Source organism: Campylobacter sp. RM12640, assembly GCF_020137595.1.
Classification (GTDB): Bacteria; Campylobacterota; Campylobacteria; order Campylobacterales; family Campylobacteraceae; genus Campylobacter_E.
Window position 1 is genome coordinate 1 of the sequence record NZ_JACGAU010000022.1, and the last position, 26,042, is coordinate 26,042.

Annotated in this window: 28 protein-coding genes and 1 tRNA gene; 6 read left to right on the forward strand and 23 right to left on the reverse strand. The window is 28.8% G+C overall.

From position 1 onward, the window contains the following. The 5 genes from AVBRAN12640_RS07985 to AVBRAN12640_RS08005 all read right to left on the reverse strand — a co-directional run. On the reverse strand, window positions 1-329 hold a 329-nt coding region (locus tag AVBRAN12640_RS07985), incomplete at its 3' end, for a FecR domain-containing protein (RefSeq protein WP_336612986.1). 55 nt (window positions 330-384) lie between these two features. Continuing rightward, the gene (locus tag AVBRAN12640_RS07990) at window positions 385-1,686 is read right to left on the reverse strand and encodes an outer membrane beta-barrel protein (RefSeq protein ID WP_214117623.1); all 1,302 of its coding nucleotides are present in this window, start codon (window positions 1,684-1,686) and stop codon (window positions 385-387) included. Window positions 1,687-1,691: 5 nt separating this feature from the next. Then, window positions 1,692-1,901, reverse strand: coding sequence for an alkylphosphonate utilization protein (locus AVBRAN12640_RS07995; RefSeq protein WP_214117624.1), 210 nt, complete (start codon window positions 1,899-1,901; stop codon window positions 1,692-1,694). A gap of 22 nt (window positions 1,902-1,923) precedes the next feature. After that, a tRNA-Leu gene (locus tag AVBRAN12640_RS08000) sits at window positions 1,924-2,010 on the reverse strand. 126 nt (window positions 2,011-2,136) lie between these two features. Continuing rightward, a complete protein-coding gene (locus tag AVBRAN12640_RS08005) occupies window positions 2,137-3,585 on the reverse strand; it encodes a DASS family sodium-coupled anion symporter (RefSeq protein ID WP_214119728.1) in 1,449 nt (482 codons plus the stop codon). Between the two features lie 196 nt (window positions 3,586-3,781). Here AVBRAN12640_RS08005 and AVBRAN12640_RS08010 point away from each other — a divergent pair, with 196 nt between their 5' ends. Continuing rightward, a complete protein-coding gene (locus tag AVBRAN12640_RS08010) occupies window positions 3,782-4,171 on the forward strand; it encodes a hypothetical protein (RefSeq protein ID WP_214117626.1) in 390 nt (129 codons plus the stop codon). A 3-nt stretch (window positions 4,172-4,174) separates the two neighbouring features. On the opposite strand, the gene AVBRAN12640_RS08015 is transcribed toward AVBRAN12640_RS08010, so the two are convergent. From AVBRAN12640_RS08015 to rplM, 5 genes are all read right to left on the reverse strand, one after another. Next, window positions 4,175-5,062, reverse strand: a complete 888-nt coding sequence (locus AVBRAN12640_RS08015) for an APC family permease (RefSeq protein WP_336608905.1) — start codon at window positions 5,060-5,062, stop codon at window positions 4,175-4,177. 41 nt (window positions 5,063-5,103) lie between these two features. Next, window positions 5,104-5,523 carry an amino acid permease gene (locus tag AVBRAN12640_RS08020; protein WP_336608904.1) on the reverse strand — a complete coding sequence of 140 codons (420 nt, stop codon included), beginning with the start codon at window positions 5,521-5,523 and terminating at the stop codon, window positions 5,104-5,106. Window positions 5,524-5,637: 114 nt separating this feature from the next. After that, on the reverse strand, window positions 5,638-6,615 hold the full coding sequence (locus tag AVBRAN12640_RS08025; RefSeq protein ID WP_214120087.1) for an OmpA family protein: 978 nt from the start codon (window positions 6,613-6,615) through the stop codon (window positions 5,638-5,640). Window positions 6,616-6,640: 25 nt separating this feature from the next. Further along, window positions 6,641-7,030, reverse strand: a complete 390-nt coding sequence (gene rpsI / locus AVBRAN12640_RS08030) for a 30S ribosomal protein S9 (RefSeq protein WP_214117629.1) — start codon at window positions 7,028-7,030, stop codon at window positions 6,641-6,643. A 1-nt stretch (window position 7,031) separates the two neighbouring features. Beyond that, on the reverse strand, window positions 7,032-7,451 hold the full coding sequence (rplM, locus tag AVBRAN12640_RS08035) for a 50S ribosomal protein L13 (RefSeq protein ID WP_214117630.1): 420 nt from the start codon (window positions 7,449-7,451) through the stop codon (window positions 7,032-7,034). 201 nt (window positions 7,452-7,652) lie between these two features. Between rplM and AVBRAN12640_RS08040 the strand changes: the two genes are divergently transcribed. After that, the gene (locus tag AVBRAN12640_RS08040; RefSeq protein WP_336608903.1) at window positions 7,653-8,930 is read left to right on the forward strand and encodes a major outer membrane protein; all 1,278 of its coding nucleotides are present in this window, start codon (window positions 7,653-7,655) and stop codon (window positions 8,928-8,930) included. 344 nt (window positions 8,931-9,274) lie between these two features. Next, window positions 9,275-9,574, forward strand: a complete 300-nt coding sequence (locus AVBRAN12640_RS08045) for a hypothetical protein (protein WP_336608902.1) — start codon at window positions 9,275-9,277, stop codon at window positions 9,572-9,574. 193 nt (window positions 9,575-9,767) lie between these two features. Here the strand turns inward: AVBRAN12640_RS08045 and AVBRAN12640_RS08050 are convergent, their stop codons facing one another. The 13 genes from AVBRAN12640_RS08050 to ribA form a co-directional block, all read right to left on the reverse strand. Continuing rightward, window positions 9,768-11,114 (reverse strand): rhodanese-like domain-containing protein, encoded by a 1,347-nt coding sequence (locus AVBRAN12640_RS08050; protein ID WP_336608901.1) that lies wholly within the window; start codon window positions 11,112-11,114, stop codon window positions 9,768-9,770. After that, complete coding sequence (locus tag AVBRAN12640_RS08055; protein WP_336608900.1) at window positions 11,111-11,998, reverse strand: YeeE/YedE family protein; 888 nt, start codon at window positions 11,996-11,998, stop codon at window positions 11,111-11,113. The genes AVBRAN12640_RS08050 and AVBRAN12640_RS08055 overlap by 4 nt, the downstream gene beginning before the upstream one ends. 120 nt (window positions 11,999-12,118) lie before the next feature. Beyond that, window positions 12,119-14,767, reverse strand: a complete 2,649-nt coding sequence (locus AVBRAN12640_RS08060; RefSeq protein WP_336608899.1) for a UvrD-helicase domain-containing protein — start codon at window positions 14,765-14,767, stop codon at window positions 12,119-12,121. Further along, window positions 14,764-16,953, reverse strand: coding sequence for a PD-(D/E)XK nuclease family protein (locus AVBRAN12640_RS08065; protein ID WP_336608898.1), 2,190 nt, complete (start codon window positions 16,951-16,953; stop codon window positions 14,764-14,766). Before AVBRAN12640_RS08065 ends, AVBRAN12640_RS08060 begins: the two co-directional genes overlap by 4 nt. A gap of 56 nt (window positions 16,954-17,009) precedes the next feature. After that, window positions 17,010-17,534 (reverse strand): FixH family protein, encoded by a 525-nt coding sequence (locus AVBRAN12640_RS08070; protein WP_336608897.1) that lies wholly within the window; start codon window positions 17,532-17,534, stop codon window positions 17,010-17,012. Then, window positions 17,531-18,082 carry a hypothetical protein gene (locus AVBRAN12640_RS08075; protein ID WP_336608896.1) on the reverse strand — a complete coding sequence of 184 codons (552 nt, stop codon included), beginning with the start codon at window positions 18,080-18,082 and terminating at the stop codon, window positions 17,531-17,533. The genes AVBRAN12640_RS08070 and AVBRAN12640_RS08075 overlap by 4 nt, the downstream gene beginning before the upstream one ends. Before the next feature lie 94 nt (window positions 18,083-18,176). Beyond that, window positions 18,177-18,392: a DUF4006 family protein gene (locus tag AVBRAN12640_RS08085; protein ID WP_214117639.1), complete on the reverse strand. Its 216-nt coding sequence runs from the start codon at window positions 18,390-18,392 to the stop codon at window positions 18,177-18,179. 3 nt (window positions 18,393-18,395) lie between these two features. Continuing rightward, window positions 18,396-19,238, reverse strand: coding sequence for a c-type cytochrome (locus tag AVBRAN12640_RS08090; protein ID WP_214117640.1), 843 nt, complete (start codon window positions 19,236-19,238; stop codon window positions 18,396-18,398). After that, window positions 19,238-19,435, reverse strand: coding sequence for a cytochrome c oxidase, cbb3-type, CcoQ subunit (locus AVBRAN12640_RS08095; RefSeq protein ID WP_214117641.1), 198 nt, complete (start codon window positions 19,433-19,435; stop codon window positions 19,238-19,240). Before AVBRAN12640_RS08095 ends, AVBRAN12640_RS08090 begins: the two co-directional genes overlap by 1 nt. Window positions 19,436-19,444: 9 nt before the next feature. Beyond that, entirely contained in the window at window positions 19,445-20,137 is a 693-nt protein-coding gene (gene ccoO, locus AVBRAN12640_RS08100; RefSeq protein ID WP_214117642.1) for a cytochrome-c oxidase, cbb3-type subunit II, read from the reverse strand. A gap of 11 nt (window positions 20,138-20,148) precedes the next feature. Then, window positions 20,149-21,618 (reverse strand): cytochrome-c oxidase, cbb3-type subunit I, encoded by a 1,470-nt coding sequence (ccoN, locus tag AVBRAN12640_RS08105; RefSeq protein ID WP_214150150.1) that lies wholly within the window; start codon window positions 21,616-21,618, stop codon window positions 20,149-20,151. A 65-nt stretch (window positions 21,619-21,683) separates the two neighbouring features. Beyond that, window positions 21,684-22,241, reverse strand: a complete 558-nt coding sequence (gene rsmG, locus AVBRAN12640_RS08110) for a 16S rRNA (guanine(527)-N(7))-methyltransferase RsmG (protein ID WP_214117644.1) — start codon at window positions 22,239-22,241, stop codon at window positions 21,684-21,686. Beyond that, complete coding sequence (gene ribA / locus AVBRAN12640_RS08115; protein WP_239803297.1) at window positions 22,234-22,797, reverse strand: GTP cyclohydrolase II; 564 nt, start codon at window positions 22,795-22,797, stop codon at window positions 22,234-22,236. The genes rsmG and ribA overlap by 8 nt, the downstream gene beginning before the upstream one ends. Before the next feature lie 56 nt (window positions 22,798-22,853). On the opposite strand from ribA, the gene hemB reads away from it, so the two are divergent. The 3 genes from hemB to AVBRAN12640_RS08130 form a co-directional block, all read left to right on the forward strand. Further along, window positions 22,854-23,828, forward strand: a complete 975-nt coding sequence (gene hemB, locus AVBRAN12640_RS08120) for a porphobilinogen synthase (protein WP_336608895.1) — start codon at window positions 22,854-22,856, stop codon at window positions 23,826-23,828. Window positions 23,829-23,830: 2 nt separating this feature from the next. After that, the gene (hemN, locus tag AVBRAN12640_RS08125; RefSeq protein ID WP_336608894.1) at window positions 23,831-25,174 is read left to right on the forward strand and encodes an oxygen-independent coproporphyrinogen III oxidase; all 1,344 of its coding nucleotides are present in this window, start codon (window positions 23,831-23,833) and stop codon (window positions 25,172-25,174) included. A 10-nt stretch (window positions 25,175-25,184) separates the two neighbouring features. Continuing rightward, the coding region (locus AVBRAN12640_RS08130) for a quinone-dependent dihydroorotate dehydrogenase (RefSeq protein WP_336612987.1) at window positions 25,185-26,042 on the forward strand (858 nt) is incomplete at its 3' end.

A 26,042-nucleotide genomic window follows, 5' to 3' on the forward strand; every position in this document is an offset into this window, starting at 1 on the left:
AGTTTTGAGATTTCTCCTGTGATTACCTTAAAGCTTCCTTCACTTACTTCAAGATTTACTTTAGAGTTTTTTCCATCTAATAAGAATTGTTTTATTTCTAAGCTTGTGTTTTTACCTAGAGTAGTAACGGTGTTGTCATTAAAGATTATTTGTAATCTTGCATTGTTTCCCGTTTTTATAATATCGCTTTCATCAAGTTCTTGATTTAATAAAGCTTTTATTTCATTACCTTTTGAGATAACTACTGCATCACCTCTAATGGCTGATATTTTACCTACGCTTGCATAGGTTAGAGTTATTACACTTAATAACAATAATATTTTTTTCATAGCGTATCCTTTCAAAATGATGCCAAATTATAGCATATTTTAAAAGGTTGTTAGCTTAAAATTTATATTTATACATTAAATTAGTGTAAAGATTATCGTAAGAATTGTATTCAATACTTGATTTTACCCTATTATATCCTAAATCAAGTGAGAAGAAATTATGATGATCCATATTGTATTCAGCACCAAAATTTACTCTATAGGTTATATCGTTTCTCGTATTTAAGAAGATTTTTTCATCATATTTACTTTTAGCATAACCTAAACTTGCTTTTAATATTACTTGTTTATTTAACATATAAATAATTCCGGCAGTAGCTGAATATTCTTTATAATTATTTGAACTTTCTTTAATTCTGCTAGTTTTTTCTATATCATAAGCAATTTTTAGATAAGACATACTTCTTTGAGAAATAATCTTACTCATAGCATAAATACTATGATGATTTGAATCATTCTCTTTATTATCTTCTATCAAATAATTATTATGATTAATTGTATAGCCTAGACCAAAAGCTAGCCCACTTTCAGTATAATAATCACCTGAAATATCTGCTGTAAAGGTATTTAAATATCTTTTTTGTTTTAAAATAATATAATCATAAGACATTAAAATATTTAATTTAAATTGTCTTGATATCTCAAAACCATTATTAATTGAAGCTGTAAATACACTTAAATTCTGAAAATCTTCTTCAATTGGTTTTATATAATACTTATTATAAAAATTAATATTTATATCATAATCATATACATTATTAACTTGTTTTTTATAGCCAGCATTAAGATTAGCTAAAATACTACTAGCTGGTTGGTGCTTAGCACCTGGTATTGGAAAATTAATGCCTAATTGTGGCACTGGTAAATAACTATCTTTTAAATTCTGCTTTTTTGGATTGCTATCATATCCATATCCAAAACCAATACTCGCATAAGGTATATTTATTTCATTATTGGCTTTTTGTTGATATTTAACATTTTTTAACATACTAGCAACTAAAGCTTTCTCATCATCATTTAAGCGTTCATCATCTTTTAAATTCTCTAGTTCTAATTTAAGTAAAGCTAAATTCCCGTTTTTTTGATAAATAATAGCACTTTGTAATCTCGCTTCTGTATTAGTATCATCTAATACCAAAACCCTATCATAAGCAGCTAAAGCTTCATCGTATAAACCTAATCTAAAAGCACTTTTACCCATAATTAGATTTAAATTAATATCAGAGCAAGTTTGCTTACAAATAGAACTAGCTATATCATAAGAAGTTTTATAATCTTCTTGATTATACGCATTTACTAAGTCATCAAATGGATTTGCCAATAAAGCAATAGGTAAAAATGTTAAAAATTTTTTCATAAATGTTAAGCCTTTTTTAAAAAACAAGTTTTTAAAACTATAACTCCGTGTTTATCAACTTTTGCTTCTATTTCATCATCATTTGAAGTAAGCTTTATGTTTTTTACATTAGTTCCTCTTTTAATAGTTAAAGAACTGCCTTTTACTTTCAAATCTTTAATAACGCTAACATTATCTCCTGCTTGTAATTCGTTTCCGTTTGCGTCTTTTGGCATTTTTATATTCCTTTTTTATTTATGGTGCCCAAGGTCGGACTCGAACCGACACAGGATTGCTCCTACTAGATTTTGAGTCTAGCGCGTCTACCAGTTTCACCACTTGGGCTAAAATTGCATATGATAATAAAATTTGCTTATAAAAAAATAAAAGTGTGATATTTTAAATATATTTTACTTAATATTTGATTATGAAATTCTTGTTTTGATATTCCTATCAAAACAAGAAAAAAAATTAATTCATTCCTAACATTTCCCAATAAGGAAGACCTATTACAAGGCATAAAATAAAAGATACCATAGCCACTACAAATCCAGTAATCCACCATTCTTTTACGGTGTTATATCCAGCTCCAAAAATAACTGAAGCAGCAGGACCACCAAAATGAGTTAATGCTCCGCCATAAGAATTTGTAGTAATTAATAAAAATGCTAATAAATAAGGATCAACTCCTGCGCTTTTGCCTATTAAAAATAAAACCGGTAAAAGAGTTGTAATGAAAACGGTTGCACTAGCATATAAATATCTTACGATAATACTAATAAAACCAATGATTATTAATACTATCAATGGGTCTAAATCTAAATTCATATTGCCTTGAATAAATGTTCCAAGCCATTTAAAAAAGCCCAATTTATTCATCATACCTGATAGTGACATAATACCACCAAACCAAAATAATGTCCCTATACACTCTTTAGAACCTGCTATATCTTCAAATTTTAAAACGCCAAGTAATACTGATAAACTCATAGCACCAACAGCTACTGCAGTAGCATCTATATCAATCTTTAATCCAAATAAAGAACTAGCTAAAGACGGAACAGACCAACCAAGCAATGCTAGAACAAAGATTAAAACAAGCATTTTCTCACTTCTTTTCATCTCTCCTAATTCTTCTAAGCCTTGTTTTGAAATTACTACATTATCAATCTTTTTTATATCAGGGCGAACAAAAATATAAACAACTAGTGGAATTACACATAAACACACAATACCAGGAATTATCATAGCAACAGCCCAATTCCCCCAATTTAAGTGAGTTCCTAAAATATCATTTGCATAACCAATCACTAGCATATTTCCAGCCATTGCGGTTGCAAATATAAATGAAGTCATTTTTGTACTCATATAAGAATTACACGCCAAAAACGCACCTACTCTATTTTCTGTTTCAACTTTATCTTTTGATAAAGATTGTGCGATTGAATTTACAATTGGAAAGACAATTCCGCCTGCTCTTGCAGTATTTGATGGAGTTGCAGGTGATACTACTAAGTCTAAAAATGCAGTAACATAGCTAAGTCTTAAAGTAGTTTTACCAAATTTACCTATTAAAAAATAAGCCCATCTTTTACCAAGACCGGTTTTTGTAAATGCAATACTTAAAGCAAATGCAGAAACTATAATCCAAGTAGTTGAACTTGCATAGCCACTTAAAGCTTGTTTTGTAGCTTCTTTTGCACCACCTAAATAAGGTCCCATAAATAGTGCAGTTCCTGCCACTGCAGTAATTAATACCATAGAATTTGGTATAGGCTTAAATACAAGACCTAAAACTGCTGAAAGATAAATACCAAACATTACCCACGCAGCTTCGCTTAAGCCACTTGGCACGGGCAAAATAGTAGCGAATAAAAATGGAATAGCAATCAAAATAATAATAGAAATTGCTCTTTTCATCATTTCTCCTTAAAAAAAATTAAAAAATTAAGATTACTTTAGCAGAATAATTCATAAAATGTATTTAAATTGTATTTAAAACTTTAAAAAATGTGTATAAAAGTAACACTTATTATAAATTATTATCTTTTTTTGAAAAAAAATATAATATATTTCATAACTTTTTATAATATGAAAAATTTAATTAGGAAAAAATATGAGAAAATTAGCTGTTTTTATTTTAAGTTTAAATTTATTTGCATATACTTTAGATTTTCCTGGAGATAAAATTCCTTTTAGTGAAAATCCAGATTGGAAAGACCCAACTATACCTAAAAATTTATATCAAAACGATGATATAAATTATGATTTGCAAAAAAAACTAAGTGAATTAGATGAAAAAAAATTAAGAAAATTAAAAAAAGCTTTAGATATATTATTTGAAGATGAAGAAGAATTACAAGAAGAAATTCCTCAAACTGAACCCATAAAAATAAAGGAGCCAACTCCAGATGAATATATACAAATTAGCATCAGCGGAGAAAAACCTATAAAAAAACAAAAAAATACTTATCAAAACAATAATATTTTGATAAATATTAAATAAGCTTTATTTATTACGAGTTTTATTAAAACTAAAAATAGCAATTATTAATGCTAATATAGGAGAACTCATAATTTGTAAAAAATATATTAATTCACTTTGTTCTTCTTCGTTTGGAGTAATAAAACTTAATATTAAAGCAAATACTACGCTACTAAGACCTAATATCGCTAAAAAATAACTAAGAATTTGATTTTGTATTTTAAATTCTAATTCATTTTCACAATAATTTTTTAATTTAAAATACGCTAAAAACATTGCAATATAAGGTAAAAAATAACTAACCGTGGTAAGAGAACTAAGTAACCAATAAATATCTTGAGATTTATTAAAAAATACACAAAATATACAAATAATACTAACTAAAAATGCCTGAAAAAATAAAGCCTTATAAGGGGTATTGTATTTTGGATGTGGTTTTGCTTCATAAAATTTAATTATTCCTTCTTTTGAAGCATTAGCTAGCATATATATTGGCGCTACCAACCAAGAATTAATCTGCCCTAAAGTGCCTACAAATAAACTAAAAGCCATTAATTGACTAAGACCTTTAAAACCCAAATTGTTTTCAGCATAAGTAATTGCTTGCATAATACCATCTAATATATCAGTATCTTTTGCAGGATATATCACATTAACACAAAAAGTGCCTAAAATATAAATACCTACTATTATAAATGCACTAAAAAATATAGCTTTTGGATAATTTTTTTGAGCGTTATCAATTTTAGCACCTATCATTGTGCTAAGCTCAAGCCCTGCAAATGCAAACATCATAGTGCTTGAAAACACTAAAGTATTTAAATCAAGTGTAATTAAATACCCTGAATTATAAGGAGTTGTGATTTTGTGATTAGTCAAATAAAACATTAAAGCTACAACTATTAAAAGCAATGTAGGAAATAAAATTCCAAAATAAACAAATACTTTATTTATTAATTTGGTATATTAAAACCCCTATAATTTATATATGTCAAAATAAAAAAACTCAATATAGAAAATATTGCGATAAAATAAGATTTTGCCTGTAAATTAAATATATAAGCTAAAGAATTTGCTGCGAAATACAACATCATTGGGAAAAAAGCTAAACAAGATAGAAGATAACAAATCAAACAAAAATAAGCTACTTTTACTCCAAAAGCTTTATTAATCCATAAAAATATACCACCACCTTTAGAAAATCTAGAACCAAGTTCTCCACATATCAAAGCTAAAGGAATAAAAAATCCAAATGCTACAAAAAGCCATAAAATAATAGAACTAGCTCCGTATTGTGCGACATAAGGAATTTGTCTTAAAGAAAAAATCCCGATCAAATTCATAAAAATAATATCTTTTATACTCAACTTCATAATAAACCTAAAAAAATAAAATGAAGCGAATAATACTATTAAAATTGTAATAATTTAGAAGAAAAAAAGAAAAGGTTTCACATAATCTGTGAAACCTAAAAATAATTTATAAAATTATTGGCAGATGATTTTTAATTCAACTCTGCGGTTTGCTGCACGGCCTTCTTTTGTTTTGTTATCGCCGATTGCATTTTGGTCGCCAGCCCAACTTGGATTAATTCTGTCTTCGCTAACACCAGCTTTTACAAGTTCAGCTTTTACTGCTTTAGCTCTTTTTTCTGATAATTTTTTGTTATAAGCAGATGTACCGATTGAATCTGTATATCCTGTGATATTTGCAAAATATGCAGGCTCTTCTTTAATTAATTTAGCTAAACGCTCAATTTCAGGAATATAGTTAGCAGTTACATTGCTCTTATCAAATCCAAAATTAACTTTAACTAATTCTAAATCATAACATGCTTTTGGTTTTGGTTGTGGTTTTGGCTCAGGTTTAACAACTACTGGCTCAGGTTTAACTTCTACAACTGGTTGTGGAGCTGGAACAACTTCTTCTTTTTTACCATCAAAGTTAAAAATTACACCTAAAGTGCTAATTACATGGTGATCAGCGTGGCGGAATTTAATTTGGTCACGAACTTCTGCTCTTAAACCAAAGCTTTTGTAAATTTTGTATTTTAAACCAATACCATAATGACCAAACATTCCGTTTTTATTGTCATATAGATTTTCGCTGAAGTTTTCATAACCAACACCTAATAATCCATAGAAATCAAAGTTAGTATCACCAACTTTAACTGGGAATACTAAGTTTAAATAACCTCTATCAATACCCACTGGAGTATGACCTGAATTATCTATACTTTTATATTCACCTTTTTGGTGCTCATAACCAATTTCTGTTCCTACTGCACCATACATATAACCAATTCTTAATCCATAACCAAATTTATTCATAAGGTCAAGATTTCCTTCTGGAACATTGTATGTAGCGATTGGGCTTATTTCTAAGCCTTCAAAATTAATATCACTTGCATTTGCACTAACAGCTATCATTGCAGCTGCACTTAAAACTAAACTCATCTTTTTCATGAATACTCCTAATTTCAAAATCGAATTAACGTTTACTAAATTGTGGTTTTCTTCTTGCTTTTCTGCGGCCGTATTTTTTACGCTCAACCACACGACTATCACGAGTTAATAAACCTTGTGGTTTAAGTAGCGCTCTAAAATCAGCACTCATAGCAGCTAAAGCACGAGAAATTCCGTGTCTTAAAGCTTCAGCTTGAGCATTATAACCACCACCTAATGTGCTAGCTGTAATGTCCATTAAACCTTCTTGCTTAGTTACTAATAAAGGTTGAACTACCTTTAATTTAATAGCTTCGTGTCCGCCTAACCAAGTATTTAAATCAACGCCATTCACTATAATTTTACCACTTCCAGCCTTAGCCCAAACTTTAGCTATTGCAGTTTTTCTTTTACCTGTTGCATAAACTTTTGCCATTTTACTTTCCTTTTACCTGAGCTGTATGTGGGTGTTCGCTACCTGCATAAACTTTTAATTTCTTAAGCATTGCACGACCTAAAGTAGTTTTAGGCAACATTCCACGAACTGCTAATTTATATAATTTTGCTGGATTATTTGCTAATAAATCACCGAATTTTTCACTCTTAGTGCTTCCAAAATAGCCTGAATGTCTGTGATATAATTTATCATCAGCTTTGTTTGTTCCAGTAAATTCTGCTTTAGATGCGTTGATAATTACAACATAATCTCCGCAATCAACATTTGGTGTATAACAAGGCTTATGTTTGCCTTTTAATATTGTCGCAACTTCTGTTAAAAGACGACCGAAACGCTTACCTTCAGCATCTACAATTATCCAATCTCTTTTAACTTCGTTTGGCTTTGTTATTTTTGTCATGATTTTACCTTTGCCAAAATTTTTTAAAAAGCTGATTATATGTTTTTAATCTTAATAATATCTTAAATTAAGATAATTTTAAGATAAATTAAAAATAAAATTTGACTTTTTTAAATTCTAAAAAAATTATTCCATTTAAGTTTATTTTAAAGATGGGGGGGGGTAGAATAGCATTGCAATTTTTAAAAAAAGGATGTAAAAATGAAACTAGTAAAACTTAGTTTAATTGCAGTAATTACTGCAGGTTCAATGTCAGTTGCAAATGCTGTTGCTTTAGATGAAGCTATTCAAAATGTAGATTTATCAGGTATGTTAAGATATAGATATGAAGGAATTAGCGAAAAAAATTCATTAAAAGACAAATCTACAAAAGATACAATCCAATTACATGGATATAAAGCTCAATTAAAATTCACTTCAGATATAGCTGATAATTTTAAAGCTACTGCATTATTTCAGTATTCAAACCAAGATGCTTCATTTGCTTTAAACAAACCAGGTTTAACACCATCTAATGAAGCTTTAAGAGATAAAGTTGAAAATAATATAAATACAAGCAAAACTTTTAATATAAGAGATGCTTATTTAACTTACACAAATTACGATACCTCATTTATGTTCGGTAGAATGGAAATTGGCTCAATTTGGACTGATGATTTATTAGGAACAGGATTAAAAATCGTAAATAATAGCATTGAGAATGTAACTTTAGCAGCTTATGCTTTTGATAATTACAATAAAGATAGTGATTTAGGCGTTATTGCTACAAAAAATGATGATGATAGTATAAAAAGCGTAAGTGGTAAAAATATATATGGTATAGCAGCAATTGCTAATTTTGACCCAGTAGCAGCAGAGTTATGGGTAGCAAATATGGCTAGTTGGGGCACATTATATACGGTAGATTTCAATGTTAATTTAGGTGATAAAGATGATTTCGCATACAATATTCACGCTCAATACGCAGGTAATAATCTTAAAAAAGATAGAAAAGATTTATTAAAAAAAGCTACAGGCGACGAAGTAGCTAATGGTAATTTTTATGCTATTGAAGCTGGCTTTGACGCATTCGGCTTAGATTTTAATATAGGTTATGCTGGTTATGGTAAAAAGGATAAAGCTACAATTAATACTATAGAAGATAGTGGCAAATTGATTAATTATGGCGAATACGCTATGAAAGATTACCAAACAGGAGCAATAGGTAAAAAAGATTTCGTATTCGGAACAATTGGCTATACATTTGAAGATGTAAGATTTGGTGTTGATATTATTAGCGGAACAAATAAAATCAAAAATGGCGATAAAACTGATAAAGAAAAATTATTTGAAGTTAAGCCACAACTATCTTACAAATATAGCGACAAATTAAACTTCTCAGCATTCTATGCTTATGGTAAAACAAAAAATTATGAAGGTATAAAAGATAATAAAAAAGATGAAAAACTAATCAGATTTGAAGCAAAATATACATTCTAAAAATAGCTAGGCATTAAGCCTAGCACTAGATTAATTTGGCCTAACACTTATAAAAACTTAATTTAACTAATTTCAAACTCTTGGTGTTAGGCTTACTTAGTCTAGCTTTTACAACTTGCACCTTCTTTAAATACTGCTCCATAATCGTTTTTTGAATCAGATTTAACTAAATCTAAATTCTTTTGCACTTCTAAGCTCTAATCAATCTAAACAAACAAGTTTTTTAAAACTAATAGCAATACGATTAAGTAATTTAAGGTATTACGAAAGGCTGAAAATATTTACAATGCGTTGTTTTTTTTTTTTTTTATTATTTAACAAATAAATCAAAATAGGAGACAATTATGTCAAAAGATACAAAAACGATGATATGTCCTTTTTGTGATGAAGAATTAAGATTTGGTGTAAAAGTATGTAGGGGCTGTCAAGCTGAAATTACTTACGAGCACGAGAGAACATTTTCGCTTGGCTGGTTTATTGCTTTTTGCGTATTAACTTATATATTATATACATTTTATGATTCAATAAATGGTTGGATTTTTGGGATACTTGTTTTTGTTGATATTGGATGCTTTGCTAATATTTTACCTATAGATACAAAAGCAGAACCTAAAGCAAAATTTGAAAGAAGGCAATTTAGATAATTAAAAAACTATAAAAATTTTAAAAGCTCATCGCTTAATCAAAAAATACAAATTAATTTAAGCGAGAGCTTTTTTGAGCCTACACTTAGCAAAACTCTCATTTTAACAATTACAATAATTTTATTTAGTGTTGCATATACTCTTTATAATCATTTTATGATGATTAAAGCTATTCTTTAAGAATAGCTTTTGATTAGCTTTTACAACTAGCACCTTCTTTAAACACTGCTCCATAATCGTTTTTTGAATCAGGTTTAACTAAATCTAAATTCTTTTGCACTTCTAAGCTCTCATCCATTTGCCAAGCATTCCAGCCACCATCATATACATAAATATTTTCCCAACCATCAAGTAAGGCAATAAACCAAGCAACACTAGCTCTCCAGCCTGTGCCACAATAAAAAGCTAAATTATCATTTTTATTAATGCCTTGACTTTGCCACAATTCATATATTTCATAAGGATTTCTAAGCGTTCCATCAGGGTCATAATAATCAGCCACATTAGATGAATTTGTCCCTGCAAATCCCCAAATAGCTCCTTTTGGCTCACCACTTTTTGGTATATAATCATAACCACTAATTTTGCCTATAAACTCATCCCAAGCCCTAATACTTACTAGCTTTAAATCCCCTTTATAATTTTTAATATCATCTGGCATTGATATATTTATATTAGTATTTGCAGGAATTATCGCTTTAAAATCACTTTCTTTATTAGGTATATTTGAAGTTTTTTCTATGCTAAATCCTGCTTCTTGCCAAGAATATAGCCCACCATTTAAAAATCTAACATCTTTAACCCCAGCGTATTTTAGTGCAAAAAATACTCTTAAAGCTGCCATTTGATTTTTAGAATATAAAATTATAGTTTTTTCGCTTGTTATTCCTAAGCTTAAAAGATTATTTTCTAAAGTTTTTGCATCACTTAAATTCCAAACAGGAGCATTCTCTATTAAATCAGTATTAAAATGATAAGCACCTTTTATATGCTCGCTGTATTCATCACTATTTTCTCCCCAACTAACCTCAAAAACCATAAAGTCTTTACCATCAAAACTCTCAACTTTTTTGCCTTGCATTAAGTCATTTAGCCATTTAGGATAGACTGCTAGTTGATAGTTTTTAAGTTTTACTAAATCATTATTATTTGCATAATCTATAAAATCAGCATAAATCTCGCCTTTATAACCACGAGCTAAAAACTCCGAGCTAACTTTTTTTATCTCATCTAAATTAGAGCCATAAAATACGAGCTTTTTATCCTTTGTAATGCCTTTGCCTTTGAAATATTCTTCAAATTTTTTATTTTCAACAAAATCCATTGATAAAGCACTAATATTTAAAGCCCCTTTAATATGACCGCCGTTTTTTGCCCCATCTTCGCTAAAACCATTATAATAACTATCAATTCTTGTATCAATTATCAAATAATCACTATTTAATCTAGCTTTAAACTCATAAGTATTTAATAATTTAACATTATCAGCATTAAAACAAGCACTAAAAATAAGTGCAAACAATAAAATTAATTTTTTCACGATACTCTCCTTAAAATAATCAAAAATCCAAAAAGCATAAAAGGTAAAAATATAAAAGCTTGAAAGCTAAAATAAGCACTAGCTATTAAAATATTTGCCACATTGCAACCACTTGCAAGAGAAGCTCCAAAAGCCATCAAAAAGCCTCCAATTACACTAAAATATCCTTGTTTTAGCGATACACCTTGAAGCGAAAATGATTTTAAATTCGCAACAATCCCACCTAAAATACAACCAAATAAAAAATAAACTCCAGAATCTAAATACCTATATTGATTGGTTACTAGATATAAAATCATATTTTTACTAGGAACTGATAAAGTAAAACTAAAACCAATCATTTTCCACATTAAAAGACTTAAAATTGCTAAAACTATTGCTAGAATGCTGATTTTTTTGGCTTTATAGATTAAATATATACTTAAAATTCCAAGTAAAATCACTAAGATAAAAGGCGAAATATTTAAAAAAGTATGAATATTAGTAAGCTCATTTTTTGTAAAAATATCTATATATTTTTTAAATATTCCATTAAATAAAGCCATACTAAAAGCAAAAGAAAAAGCCGTTATTAAATAAAAACTATTATTAATAACTCTAGTAAAACTACCACTAACACAAGCCTTGCTAAACGCCATTCCAACGCCAAATGCAAAGCTACCTATAATAGTAGCAAGTATTGAGAATTTAAACTCGGGTATGGTAATTAGTTTAAAATGTTCTAATATGAATAAGCCAAGAGATTGTAAAAATATACAAAAACTTAAAGCACTAACAAATGAAAAATCTTTAAAATAAAAAAGATTTCTAAAACCAGAAAAAAAGCAAAATCTATATCTTGCTAATAAAAATCCAAAAACAATTCCAAATATAAGCGTATTCATTACCTAATGACTTTCTAAAATATTTTAGAAATTATATGTTTTGAAAAATAATAAATCTTAATTCGTATTTAGATTATGAATTAAGATTTTCACCACAAAATCAATTTAATTTTAAAGAATTTAAATTCTTTTTAATTTAAATTCTTCGTTTTCGTAAAACACTACATAAGAGCTAATTTTGTGATTAGAAAATCTAGTTTTTATAAAGTTTTCATAGGTTTTTAGCTGTTTTTCATAAGATTTATTAAAAAACGAGCTTTTATAATCAATTATCTTAACCCAATCATCGCTAATAGCTAATAAATCTATTCTATTTACTTTATTTTCATATAAAAAGTTATATTCTTTAATCAAATTATGATTTTTGATTAATTCTTTAAACTCTACGCATTTAAGCAAATCTTCGCAAAGTTTTTTTAATTTATCAAAATCTACTTGATTAAACTTATTATATGCAAGTCTTAAACATTCATTCAAGCTTTCATCATTAAAATCACTCAATTCACAAAAATAGTGAAATGCGTTTCCAAGCATAATCGCATCAGTGCTAAACTCTTTAGCCTTGACATTTTGAAGTGGCACACAAGGATTAAACTCATAGCTAATATTTATAGCACTTGCTTCATTTTCTTTATATCTAAAATTAAGCAAATCATCATCTAAACTCTCATTTGTAATTTCATTATAATTAATCCCGCTAAGTCCAGCTCCATCATTCATAATAATACAAAGAGAGCTAATCGCTCTTGTATAAGCTACATAATAAGTATTTATCTCATCAGTTTTTTTCGTATTCTCATAAATTTCAAGCTTTTTTGCATAATCTTTATCATAAAAACATCTAAGATTTCTAATAGCACTAGCGTCCTTTTTAAAGCCATACCATTTGTGGCTAGAAAAATCATATTCAATTTTAAGCCCTGTATCGTGTGGAGGGGTTTTACTTAAATGAACGCAGATTAAATGCTCAAATTGTAAGCCCTTGCTCTTATGAATTGTCATAATATTTATGCCTTTTGCTTCATTGTTTGATGCAAGTTTATTACTAAGATTATATATCGTATCTAAAAAATCTTTAGAACTAATTTCATCTAAAAACTCTAAAACATACTCATCTTTACATAAATCAAGATGAATTATTATCTCATTATAAATCTCATAAGCACTTTTTGTAATATCAATTTTAAGCCTTAAATAATCCTTGCCTAGCACAGACTTTACAAAAAAGCCATAAATCTCATCTCCTAAAATAGAGTATTTTGCAAATTCTATTAAAACCCTAACGCTCATTTTTGAAACTAATAAAGAGTTATTATTTACATTAGTTTTCAAACCAAATTCATTTAAAAAATTAGCTATTTCATTTGCGTTTGCATTATCTCTTGTAAGTATGCAAATATCATCTAATTTTGCTCCGTTTTGTAGCAAACTTGCAATCTTTTTATAAACATCGTTTAAGTAATTTTCGGTGATTATTTTGCTTACAACTCCGTTTTCTTTACTTGCAACTAATTGCTCGTAATAATCATCATAAAGATTTTTAAAATTATTATTTACAAACTCTACTATGGCTTTTTTACTACGATAATTAGTATCAAGATTTTGCAAGCTTATATTATAGGTTTTGTTTTTGTGAAATAAATCAAATACTTCTTGTTTAGCACCCCTAAATGAATAAATTGATTGCTTTTTATCCCCTACATAAAAAAAGCTTTTTTGCTTATCATCTATGCCAATTCCAGCCACTATTTCTTCAACTATTGGCTTAATAATTTCGTATTGAATAACCGAAGTATCTTGAAACTCATCTATTAAAAGATGGCTTAGATTTGAATTAAGTCTAAAATAAAAAAGGTCTTTTAAATCCTTATTTTGCAATATTTTATGAACATAAATCGCCACATCACTAAAGCTTAAAATGTTTTGCTCTTTATGATAATTTTTCGCAACTTCGCTAAATTTGTCTAAATAATTAAAGCATAATTTTAATTGATTGCTCTCTAAAAAACCATAATATTTAGCAACTATTAAGAGTAATTCTTCATAAGCTGCTGCAAAAGTTGGTAAATCTAGGGCTTTTTGTATATTTGATTTGCTAGCGTCTAAAAATGAGCTAGAAAGTAAAGAATTTAAATCCGTAATTTTGCCAAGCCATTCATCAACTTTTTTATTTGCTCCAGTAAAATTATCTTTAAGCCTTAAAAACTCATCAAAAGGATTTATAAAAGTCGTATCATTTATGATTTTTTCGCCTGTATAATTTAAATACAAACTCTCAAGCCAGTTTAAAAAATCTCCTAAACTCATATTAAAATCTTTTAAATCTCTTACTAATTTTATGGCTTCATTTGTATCTAAAGACTTTAAAAACTCTTCTTTAATATCTAAATAATCAATGAGTTCCGCATCTACGCTTAAGCCTTCGTGTGTTGCAAAAAGCCTTAAAATCTTAGAAAAAAAGCTATCAAAAGTATAAATCCTAAGCTCGTCTTCTTTAAAGTTTTTTAAGAATTTATTTCTTGTATTTATGATTTGCTCGGCACTTAAACCTAATAAATCTTGCAAAAATTGAAGCTCGGCAGCTCTATTTTCAAGCTCTAAAAATACCTTTGTAATTCGCTCTTTCATCTCATTTACGGCTTTTTTTGTAAATGTAAGAGCTACTATATCATTAATACTCGCCCCACTTAAAACTAAAGCAATATATCTAACACTTAGAGTAAAAGTCTTGCCACTTCCAGCACTTGCTGCTAATGCGATATGTTTCATACTCTATCCTTTTTATTGATTATTAAATGATAATAGCCATAAGCATTTTCATTTTTTTCTAAGACGAAGCCATCTTTAAGAGTTGCAATGTCGCTTTCAATCTCTTGAGATAATTTATTAAAATTTTTACATTCAAACACCGCCCCACGAGTGCTTTTTAAATAAATTAAAGCTGTTTGTATTGTAGGCTTATCTAAAAGCATTGCGTAAAAGGCTAATTGTTTTTCGTGATTTTTAGTAGAATTTGGCTTGTTTGTAGTCTTATAATCAATTATTAGCTCATCACTTATCCTATCAGCTATCCCGTAAGCATCAATATTTGCAATTTTACCCGAAAGCTTTTCTTCGCAATTTGCACTTGGCTGATTGTTGTTAATATAATATGCGATTTCATCTAAATTATCGTATATTAAAGCATAATCAATTGGGCTTAATTTGTCTTTTAGCTCTTTTTCAAATTCTTGTTTTAAATTCTTAAAATCAGCGTTTTGTAAAAACTCATGAACCATAGTCCCAACTGCTGCTTTTTCGTTTGAATTGCTAGGCTCACTTAATTCTAAAATATATTTTAAATAATACTCATAAGGTGAGTTTAAATAGCACGATAATCTTGAAAAACTAAGCGGTTTTGCAAAAAAATTATGATTTTTTATAAGTTCTAAATCAGGCTCAAGTATGTTTTCATTTGCTTTTAAATTGCCATTAAATGCCTTTAAGAATGATTCAATTAACCCTTTTTCATCTACGATTTGTCTTTCGCAACTAAAATCTTTTAGCATTCTAGCGGGTGATTTTTCTTCGTTTTCAAGGTATAAAACAAAAACTTCTTTGGCATTAAAAAGCTCTTTATAATAATGCCTTTGTAAATTTTCTCTATCAGCATAGCTAATTAGCCCAGCCTTTGTGCGAACAGCATTGTTTAAAAACATTTCACTAACACTTCGCTTTGGCACTAAATCATCATTAAAATCAAGAACAATTACTAAATCATATTTCATTCCACGACTTTCAAGCATACCTAAAGCATCGACATTTCCGCCGTTTGTGTGAGAAATTTTAATATTATTAGCGTCAAGTAATTTTATGATTTGCTCGTTTGTTAGCTTAAACTCATTATTTAAAATCTTTATATCATTTAGGCGGTTTTTTAGGATTTCTTTAATTTCAGCGTTTTTGCTAAGGCTTAATAGTTGCTCTTTTAATTTATCAAAATTACTAAAATCAAGTTCGCTTGTATTTAATAATCTTTTTTGCACTAAAGCCAACTCATCATCACCTAAAATCGCATTTAGTTTTTGTGCTATTTCGTTTGAGTTTAGCCCACTTGCAATATTTAAATAATTATGAATATCAATGGCTTTTAAGCTAGTTGCAATGCTTTCATCAGGCATAATAAGTGCTATTTGTTTATCATTTTCGTAATATTTTGATATTAGACTAAGTGCGTAAATGTATTGATAGATTGAACTTTTAAACGAAGCAATTTTTAAGGTATTGTTATAATTTAGCTTAGTTTGCTCTAGAATTTGCCAAGAATTATTAAAACTTAGAGTATAAGTATGATTTGGCTCAAAATCTATTTTAAATGATTTTTTTAAAAGATTTATATTGTAATCGCTTACATTTGTGATGATTTTTACATCTATTTTGTCTGAAATACTCTCAAAAAATTCTAATTCGTATTGCTTTAAAAAGCCGTTTAGATAAAAGCTAATTGATTTATATTGACTAAGTAAAAACCAATTAGCTTTTAAATCTTTAATAGTTATATCATCATATAAATTTTGATTATCTAATTCGTTTTTATAATGCTTTAAACACTCTTCTAAAATGTCTAAATACTCATCAAAAAAACTATATAAATCATTATTTCTTAAATCATCTATACTTACTTTTTGGCTATTTAATTCGCTAAAAAATGAGAATAAATATTCTTTATTTTTTAAAAAACTTAAAAAATCATTTGAAAAATTAAGCTTTTTATAATCTTTAGTTTTATTACAAGCCCTACTCATAGCAATGATTTGCTCTACTTCAGTCGCTCTTCTTTTATCATTTATTGCGAAATCTTGCAAAAACTCATTAATACTAATTGTGGTTGGAAAAAATCCTTCATTTTTAATACTTGCTAAGTAGTTTTTAATTTGCCTTAAATTAGAAAATACAATCAAATCCTTTTTATACATTTATTTTCCTTTTAAAAGATTATTATGAGTAGTTATAGCGTAAAAAAGCTTTAATATTAAGCTTTTTTACATTGATTTTTGCAAAGTTCAAGTTTATAAAATTTTGAAAGTTCGTTGATTTTAAAATCAATCAATAAAGTCCAGCGTCCATTAGAAATATCTCCTAAATCAGCTTTAAATTCTTTTAAATTATCATCATAATTTACGATGATTTCTTTATCTTCATATTTTGTGTGTGGTCTTGTTAATTTTGCCTTTACGCTTATATTGCTTGCTTTTAAATTAGACTTTTCTTTAACTTTTAATATCACTTCATTATCTACAAATACCGCTGGGCGTTTAGTAACATCTAATCTTGTTTTATCGCCTAAAACCCTAAAAGCAAAATTATCTAAAAATAATTTTTCGTTTTCTTTGATTTTTGCGTAATTATTCTCAACATCTTGGTATTTTAAAAAATAACTTTCATCTTCATCTACTGGATAATCAAAAGATAAATAGACGGTGTAAATACAAGCAATCATCATAAAAATGATTGAACCAACAATCAAATAAGGCCAATGTCTTCCTTCTTTTATCATTTTTTCTTTACCTTTCTTCTAATTAAAACTACTATAAAAACAATAGTAAAAATATAAAAAATAGTTCTAATTGTATTTATAATATTATCATTTAAATCCCCGTAAGAATACTCAAGTTCTACACCTTTACTACTTGCAATTACATCACACAATTCAGCAAACCCATTTAAAATCGCTGCATTTATTAAATCTTTTCCTTTAGGTTGAGTAAGTATTGGCAATATTGCACCTTGTGTTGGGAAAAATCCATATTTTAAATAATAATATTCGGTAACACTTCTAAAATCTAATCCTAAATCACTTATAACATCTAACTTTTTATCTTTAAGACTAATTACTATAATTGCATAATTTTTATCAGTTTTAATACTTTGTTTTAAATCTTTAAAAGGAATTTCATTTGATATCAAAACACTTGTTTTAATACCTGTTTTTTGCTCTAAATCATTACTTAAAATATTTATTTCATTTAATACTTCATTACTTAAAGGCTCTTGTGAAAATAAATTCACAAGAGCTAAAAGCATTATAATTATTAGCTTTTTCATCCTATACCTAAATGATTAGGAGTTAAAACTGACCAAGCTGTAACTATTGCTAACACAACCATTCCTAAAACTATAATTGTTTCTAATAACTTGCTCATTTTGCGTCCTTTCTAAAATCTTCTAAACTTCTATTTTCGTGCATTTTAGCATCTTCAATTTTTTCTAGTTTATAAGGATTTCTGATTTCTTTTTGTTGAACATTTATTCCCCAAATAGTAAGCCCAACTAGGATTGATAATAATAAAACGGTAGCTATTAACATACCTGTAATTCCGTGTAATCCAAACACATTTCTATTATGATTATCCATTTTTTACTCCTTTGATAATGTGCTTACATAACGAGCAACTGCATCTACTTGCTCATCGCTTAGCATTGATTTAAAGCTTGGCATTGCTCCTATTACTTTTACGCTTGCATCAGCACTTGCTATCTTACCGCTAGCTAAAACCATTTTAATAAAATCAGGTTTAGTATAAATATTTAATGCAGGTGCTACACCTTCAGTACCTTCTCCATTTTCTCCGTGACAAGCTGCACAAGTTGTTTCAAACACATCTTTACCAACTTCACCTTGCATTCCATTTGCTACATAAGTTGCAACTGCTTTTGCGTCATCTCCTTCAACTAAACCAGCTGGCATTTCTCCGTATCCTAAACCTGTTGAGCCGTTTTCTAAAATATCTAAAATTCCAGCAACGCTACTCCATTTAGTTAAGTCTTGAGCCTTACCATTAATTCCAGTTGCTTCAGCACCATGACAAGGAGCACAATGTAATAAAAATACATTTCTACCCATATTTAATTTAGATTCATCATCAAATGCTACATATTTTTCTTTATATTTTGCATTATGACTTGCTACTTCTTCATTATATTCACCTATTGATGAATATTTGTTTAGTGGAAAACCTATTAAAAAATACCATAAAGCAAACACTATTAAAACGATAAACATAACAGCCCAACCTACTGGTAATGGGTTTTTATATTCGCTTATTCCATCCCATTCGTGCTCGCTTGTTTCAGCATCTTTTCTTTTAATTCTCATCTGTTTAAATACATTTAAACTTACTATCAACACGGTAGCAACAATAACAACTGCACCAATTATAGAAAGTAAATTTACATTATCAGAAAGATTTAACCATTTCATCACTTTCTCCTATTTTCTAATAAAGATGAATTAATATCATCATCTAATGCAAGATTTGCATATTTTTCATAATCTTTTTTACCTTCTCTTTGTGCTTTATATAAATGAATAATATAAGCATAAAGCACAAAGGTCAAAAACGCCACAAGGAAAAAATAAGCATGTCCTTGATATTGCACAAGTTCAACCAAACTCATAATTCTTCCTTACTTTAAGCTATTTAAATACGCAATCAATGCAACTATTTCTTTAATTTCGCATTTACTATCAAGTGCATTTGCACGGCAAGGTTCAAACGCTTGTTTTACTTCTTCATCGCTCATTGCATCAACAATAGGTGTAGCTTGTTCTACCATCATTTTACGAGCGTCTTCGTAAGTTCCTAATTTTGGATAACCTTCTTCATCATAAGGAACATTGAAAACTTTTTTAACAGTTAAAGCTTCAGCATAAGCTGTATCTAAATCTGAATTCTTTTTAAATAAATGTGGATATTCAGGCATAATTGAACTAGGCACTACAGAAACAGGTTTTTTCATATGATTTTCGTGCCAATCAGTAGTTCTATAATTACCAACTCTCATTAAATCAGGACCTGTTCTTTTTGAACCCCATAAAAATGGTCTATCATAAGCATATTCACCTGCTTTTGAATAAGCACCATATCTATCTGTTTCTGCTTTAAATGGACGAATTAATTGCGAATGGCAAGCATTACAACTTTCTTTAATATAAACATGACGACCTGCAAGTTCTAAAGCTGTATAAGGCTTTTTGCTCTCAATTGGTCTAGCGTTAGGACTAAATGCAGGTAGAATTTCTACAACACCAGCATAAGCAATAACAACAAATACAAATACCGCAAAAAAGAAAGGATTTTTTTCTAACCAACTAAACATTTTTTACCTCCTTACGCTTGCATTGGACTTGCTGATTTTGGTTCAACTTCAACGCTTCTGCTTGAAGTAACTGACTTATAAATATTATAAGCAAACATAAAAAATCCTATTAAATATAATAAACCACCAATAGCTCTTATTATAAAATAAGGATGTAGTGCTATAACAGTATCAATAAATGAATAAGTTAGAGTTCCATAATCATCATAAGCTCTCCACATCATACCTTGAGTAATTCCAGCAATCCACATTGAGCTAAAGAATAATACAATTCCTAAAGTTTGGATAGTAAATTGGTATTCCATAATTTTTTTACTATAAATCTCTTTTTTAAATACTCTTGGAGTCATATGATAAATTGCAGCCATAGTCATAAATCCTACCCAACCAAGTGTTCCATCATGCACGTGTCCTGGAATCCAGTCTGTAAAGTGTGCTAGAGCATTGATTGATTTAACTGATTGAATTGAACCCTCAAGTGTGCTGAACATATAAAATGTTGAAGCAAAAATCATAAACTTAATTAATGGGCTTTCTTTTACTTGGTGCCATTCACCTTTCATTGTAAGTAAGATATTGATTGCACTACCCCAACTTGGTAATATTAATACAACAGAGAAAATTGAACCCATTGTTTGCATCCAATCAGGAACGGTTGAATAAATCAAATGGTGTCCGCCTGCCCATAAATATATAAACATTAAAGACCAGAATGAAAATAGTGATAATTTATAAGAAAATACTGGCTGACCGCTTTCTTTTGGTAAGAAATAATATATTTCAGCAATAATTGCAACCGTGAAAACAAAAGCAACCGCATTATGTCCCCACCACCATTGAATTAAAGCATCATTACTTCCTGCATACATAGATACTGAATGAAGCCAAGAACCCATTCCTGTAACTAATTTTGTAGGAACTTCCATATTATTAAATAAATAAAGCATTGCTACGCCTAAAAATGTCGCAATGTAATACCAAATAGAAATATAAAGACTTTTTTCACGGCGAATTCCAATAAGTCCAAAAATTCCCATACCCCATAAAACCCAAATAACAACAACTGCTATATCAAAAGGCCATTCAAGTTCTGCGTATTCTTTTGAAGTTGTAACACCAGCAAAAAGACTTACAACAGCTAATAATATAGTAATCATAAAGATTATAAAATGAGCTTTACCTATGAACATTAAGAATTTTGATTCTCTTAATGAAACTTTTAAAACTCTTTGACCTACATAATACCAAGTAGCCCAAATACCTGAAAGCATAAAGCCATAAACAACTCCGTTTGTATGAAGTGGTCTTAGGCGGCCAAATGTAGAATATTCACCTGCAATATTATTTAGCTCAGGAAATGCTAATTGAAACGCGATTAAAGTTCCAATTCCCATACCGATTATGCCAAACAAAATACATGCGAACATAAACCACTTAGCTACGGTATAATCATAGCCAAGATTTTGCGATGGATTTGCCATAACTGCTCCTTAAATAGAAATTAAAATAATCTGCTAATTATAATCTTAAAAAAAATAAACTAAGCTTAATTTGTAATAATTTTGAAATCTTTTTTATAAAATTCTAAAAAAATTCTATTATTTCTCTCGTGTAATTTATATTCATTTAAGCAATCTAGCTCATCTTTTACGAATGAGCCTTTGTATAAAATAAATTTCGTATTATCATTGGTTATATCATTACATAAAGTAACAATTAGTTCTGTTTTTGCAAAAGCTCTTGAAGTTATCAAATCGCATTTTAAGTCTTTTTCACATTCAACTTTTATAGGTTTAATAAACACATTATCTAAATTAAACTTAGCTTTAATTAGCGATAAAAATGCTGATTTTTTATAACTTGGCTCATACAAATAAAAATTACAATCTCTTTTTAAAAAAGCTAAAAATATAGCAGGAAAACCAGCACCTGAGCCAATATCTGCTATATTAATTCCTGATTTAAATTCTACGAAATTAAGTATTTCAATACTATCAAGTGCTGCTGCTTTTATATCTTTTAATCTTGTAATATTATGAACTTTATTGTATTTTTTTAATTCATCTTCATATGAATTTATAAAAGCTAAAAATTCATTATTCATTTAGCATATGCCCCATTTTGCAAGATTTAACTTTTAGATATTGTTTATTGTATTCATTGCTTTGCATTATTAATGGTATGCGTTTTACATCTTTACTAATAGCTTTTAATTTTAAAGGATTATTTGTAAGCAATCTTACGCTTTTAATTTTGTAATATTCAAGTATAAAATCAACTATTTTATAATCTCTTTCATCATCTTTAAAACCTAGTTTTAAATTCGCTTCAAGTGTATCAAATCCATTATCTTGTAAATTATAAGCATTTACTTTATTAAATAGACCTATTCCACGACCTTCTTGACGAAGATAAATAACCATTCCGCCATTTGCTTCAATATATCTTAAAGATGCTTTTAATTGGTCTCTACAATCGCATTTAAGCGAACCTAAAGCATCACCTGTAAGGCATTCAGAATGTATACGAACATTAATCTCATCACTAATTTCGCCTTTCATAATTACTAAATGCTCTTTTTCATTTTCTTTAAAAGATTGGATAATAAAATTTCCAAATCTTGTAGGTAAATTTGCTTGTTTTGAAATTTCAACTAACATTGTTTAACTCTTTTTTGATTTAATTAGCCTTAATTATACAAAAAAAGGAGTTTAGTGTGCGTAAATTTAGACGACTTAGAAAAAGCCCTATAATTAGGGATTTAGTAAAGGAAAACCAACTTAGCTTAAACGATTTGATTTACCCTTTATTTGTAGTAGATAAAAAAAGTGCAAAAATTGAGATTAAATCAATGCCAGGAGTTTATCAATTAGGATTTGATGAATTACTAGCAGAATGTGAAAATTGTTTAAAGCTTGGAATTAAGAGTATTTTATTATTTGGCGTATTAGATGAAAGTGCAAAAGATAGCTGCGGAAGTGATGCAATGAGCGATAATGGGCTTATAGCTCGTGCTATTAGAGCTATTAAAGAGCGTTTTGGTGATAGCTTATATTTAATTGCTGATTTATGCTTTTGTGAATACACAGACCACGGACATTGCGGAGTATTAGATGAATATGGGTATTTAAATAATGAAATTACGCTTTTAAATTCTAGCAAACAAGCTTTAGTAATGGCTAGAGCTGGTGTGGATATGATTGCACCTAGTGGAATGATGGATGGAATAATAAAAACTTTAAGAACTACTTTAGATGAAAATGGCTTTGATACTTTACCTATTATGGCTTATTCAACCAAATTCGCAAGTGCATATTATGGACCTTTCCGTGATGTGGCTAATTCAGCTCCTAAAAAAGGCGATAGAAAAGCTTATCAAATGGATTATGCAAACGGAAAAGAAGCTTTAAATGAAAGCTTAGAAGATGAAAAACAAGGTGCTGATATATTGATGGTAAAACCTGCTTTAGCATATTTAGATGTAGTTAAAGAAATTAGCCAAAACTCACTACTTCCACTATGTGTTTATAATGTAAGCGGAGAGTATTCAATGCTTAAAAACGCTGGAATAGCTGGGCTTGTAGATTATCCAAAAATCTTAATGGAAACTATGATTAGTTTTAAAAGAGCGGGTGCAAAACTAATAATCACTTATCACGCTAAAGAATTAGCCGAAATGTTAAGGGGATAAAAATGGATTTTAGTGTATTAGCAAAATATCAAACAAGTGGCCCAAGATATACTTCATATCCAACAGCTATTGAGTTTGGCGAAGATTATAAATATAATGATTTTATAAAAGATTTAGAAAGTAACGAAAATAAGCCTTTATCGCTTTACTTTCACTTGCCGTTTTGTCGTTCGGCTTGTTATTTTTGTGGCTGTAATGTAATTTATACAGCTAATGAAGATAAAAAAGAAAGGTATTTAGATTATATTTTAAGAGAGCTTGATATTTTAAAAACTCATCTTAAGACAAAAAAAGCTATTCAAATGCACTTTGGCGGTGGAACACCTACATTTTTTAGTGCAGCTCAACTTGAAATCTTGCTTAAAAAAATTAATGAAATATTTGAGTTTTTACCTGATAGCGAGCTTTCTTGTGAGATTGACCCTAGATTTTTAAATGTTGAACAAATGAGCGTATTTGCAAAATACGGCATAAATAGAATTAGCTTTGGTGTGCAAGATTTTGACCCTAAAGTGCAAAAAGAAATTCATAGAATTCAACCTTACGAAATTACAGAAAATGCAGTAAAACTAGCAAGAGCAAATGGAGTAAAAAGTATAAATACTGATTTAATTTACGGACTTCCTTATCAGGATTTAAACTCATTTAGCAAAACGCTTGAGACAATTTTAAAAATAAATCCTGATAGACTTGCTGTATTTAATTACGCTCATGTGCCTTGGATTAAAAAGAATATGAGAAAATTTGATGAAAGCACTATTCCTGAAGCTAAAACTAAGTTAGAAATTCTAAAACATACTGCGAAATTTTTAGGCGAAAATGGCTATAAAATGATAGGAATGGATCATTTTGCAAAACCTAATGATGAATTATTTAAGGCTTTAGAAAATGGCACACTTCATAGAAATTTTCAAGGATATACTACAAAAGGTGGAGCTATTTTGGTTGGCGTTGGGCTTACTAGTATTGGAGAAGGACTTAATTATTACGCACAAAATTATAAAGATTTAAACCTTTATGAAGCAGCTATTGATAATGGCAAATTACCATTTCATAGGGGAATTAAACTTAATAATGATGATTTAATTAGAAAAGCTGTAATAATGAGCTTAATGGCTAATTTTAGTCTTAATATTAAAGAAATTGAAAAAGAATTTAAAATAATATTTTGGGATTATTTTAACGATGCAAAAGAGTATTTAAAAACTTATGCTGAATTTTTACAAATTAGTGATGATGAAATAAGAGTAAATGAAACAGGCACATTATTAATCCGTAATATTTGTATGGGATTTGATGCTTATATGAAAAATAAAGGTGAAAAGACCTTTTCAAAAACATTATAAAGGTAAGTAAATGTATGAATTAGCAAAAAAAGTTATATTTAAGTTTGACCCTGAAGATATGCACCATTTAGTAATCAAAGCTCTTAAAACTCAAAGATTTTTAAAAGTAGTTGATTATAAAAAAACTTATAAGAATTTAGAAAATGAATTAATCAATATGAAATTTTCTAATCCTATTGGACTTGCAGCAGGATTTGATAAAAATGCTGAAGTGGTAGCTCCTTTAGCAAATCTTGGCTTTGGTTTCATTGAAGTCGGAGCAATCACTCCTAAGGCTCAGCCAGGTAATCCTCGCCCAAGAATTGAAAGATTAGTAGATGAGCTTAGCATTCGCAATGCAATGGGGTTTAATAATGACGGCGTAGAAGTTGCAAAAGCAAATTTAATGCGTGAGAATTTCTCAAAACTACCTCCGATTTTTATAAATATAGGTAAAAATAAAGTTACACCTAATGAAGAAGCGATAAATGATTATGAGATTTTAGTTCGTGAGCTAAAGCCTTATGCAGACGCTTTTGTAATTAATATAAGTTCGCCTAATACTCCAAATCTAAGAGATTTACAAAATGCTAAATTTATTGAAGAAATTTTTACTAGGCTAAATGCTATTAATGATGTGCCAAAATTTATAAAATTTGCTCCTGATATGGATTTTGGCTTGGCTACTGAATTAAGTCTAACAGCTTTAAATGCTAATGCTTGTGGAATGATTTTAAGCAATACTACGCAAGATTATTCGCTTAGCAAAAAGCCTGATTTAACTAAGGCAGGTGGTCTAAGTGGTAAAGTATTAGCCGAAAAGTCTTTAAATATGCTAAAAGCAATCGCACCAAGCGTGCATAAAAAAGGCATAATTATTAGTAGTGGC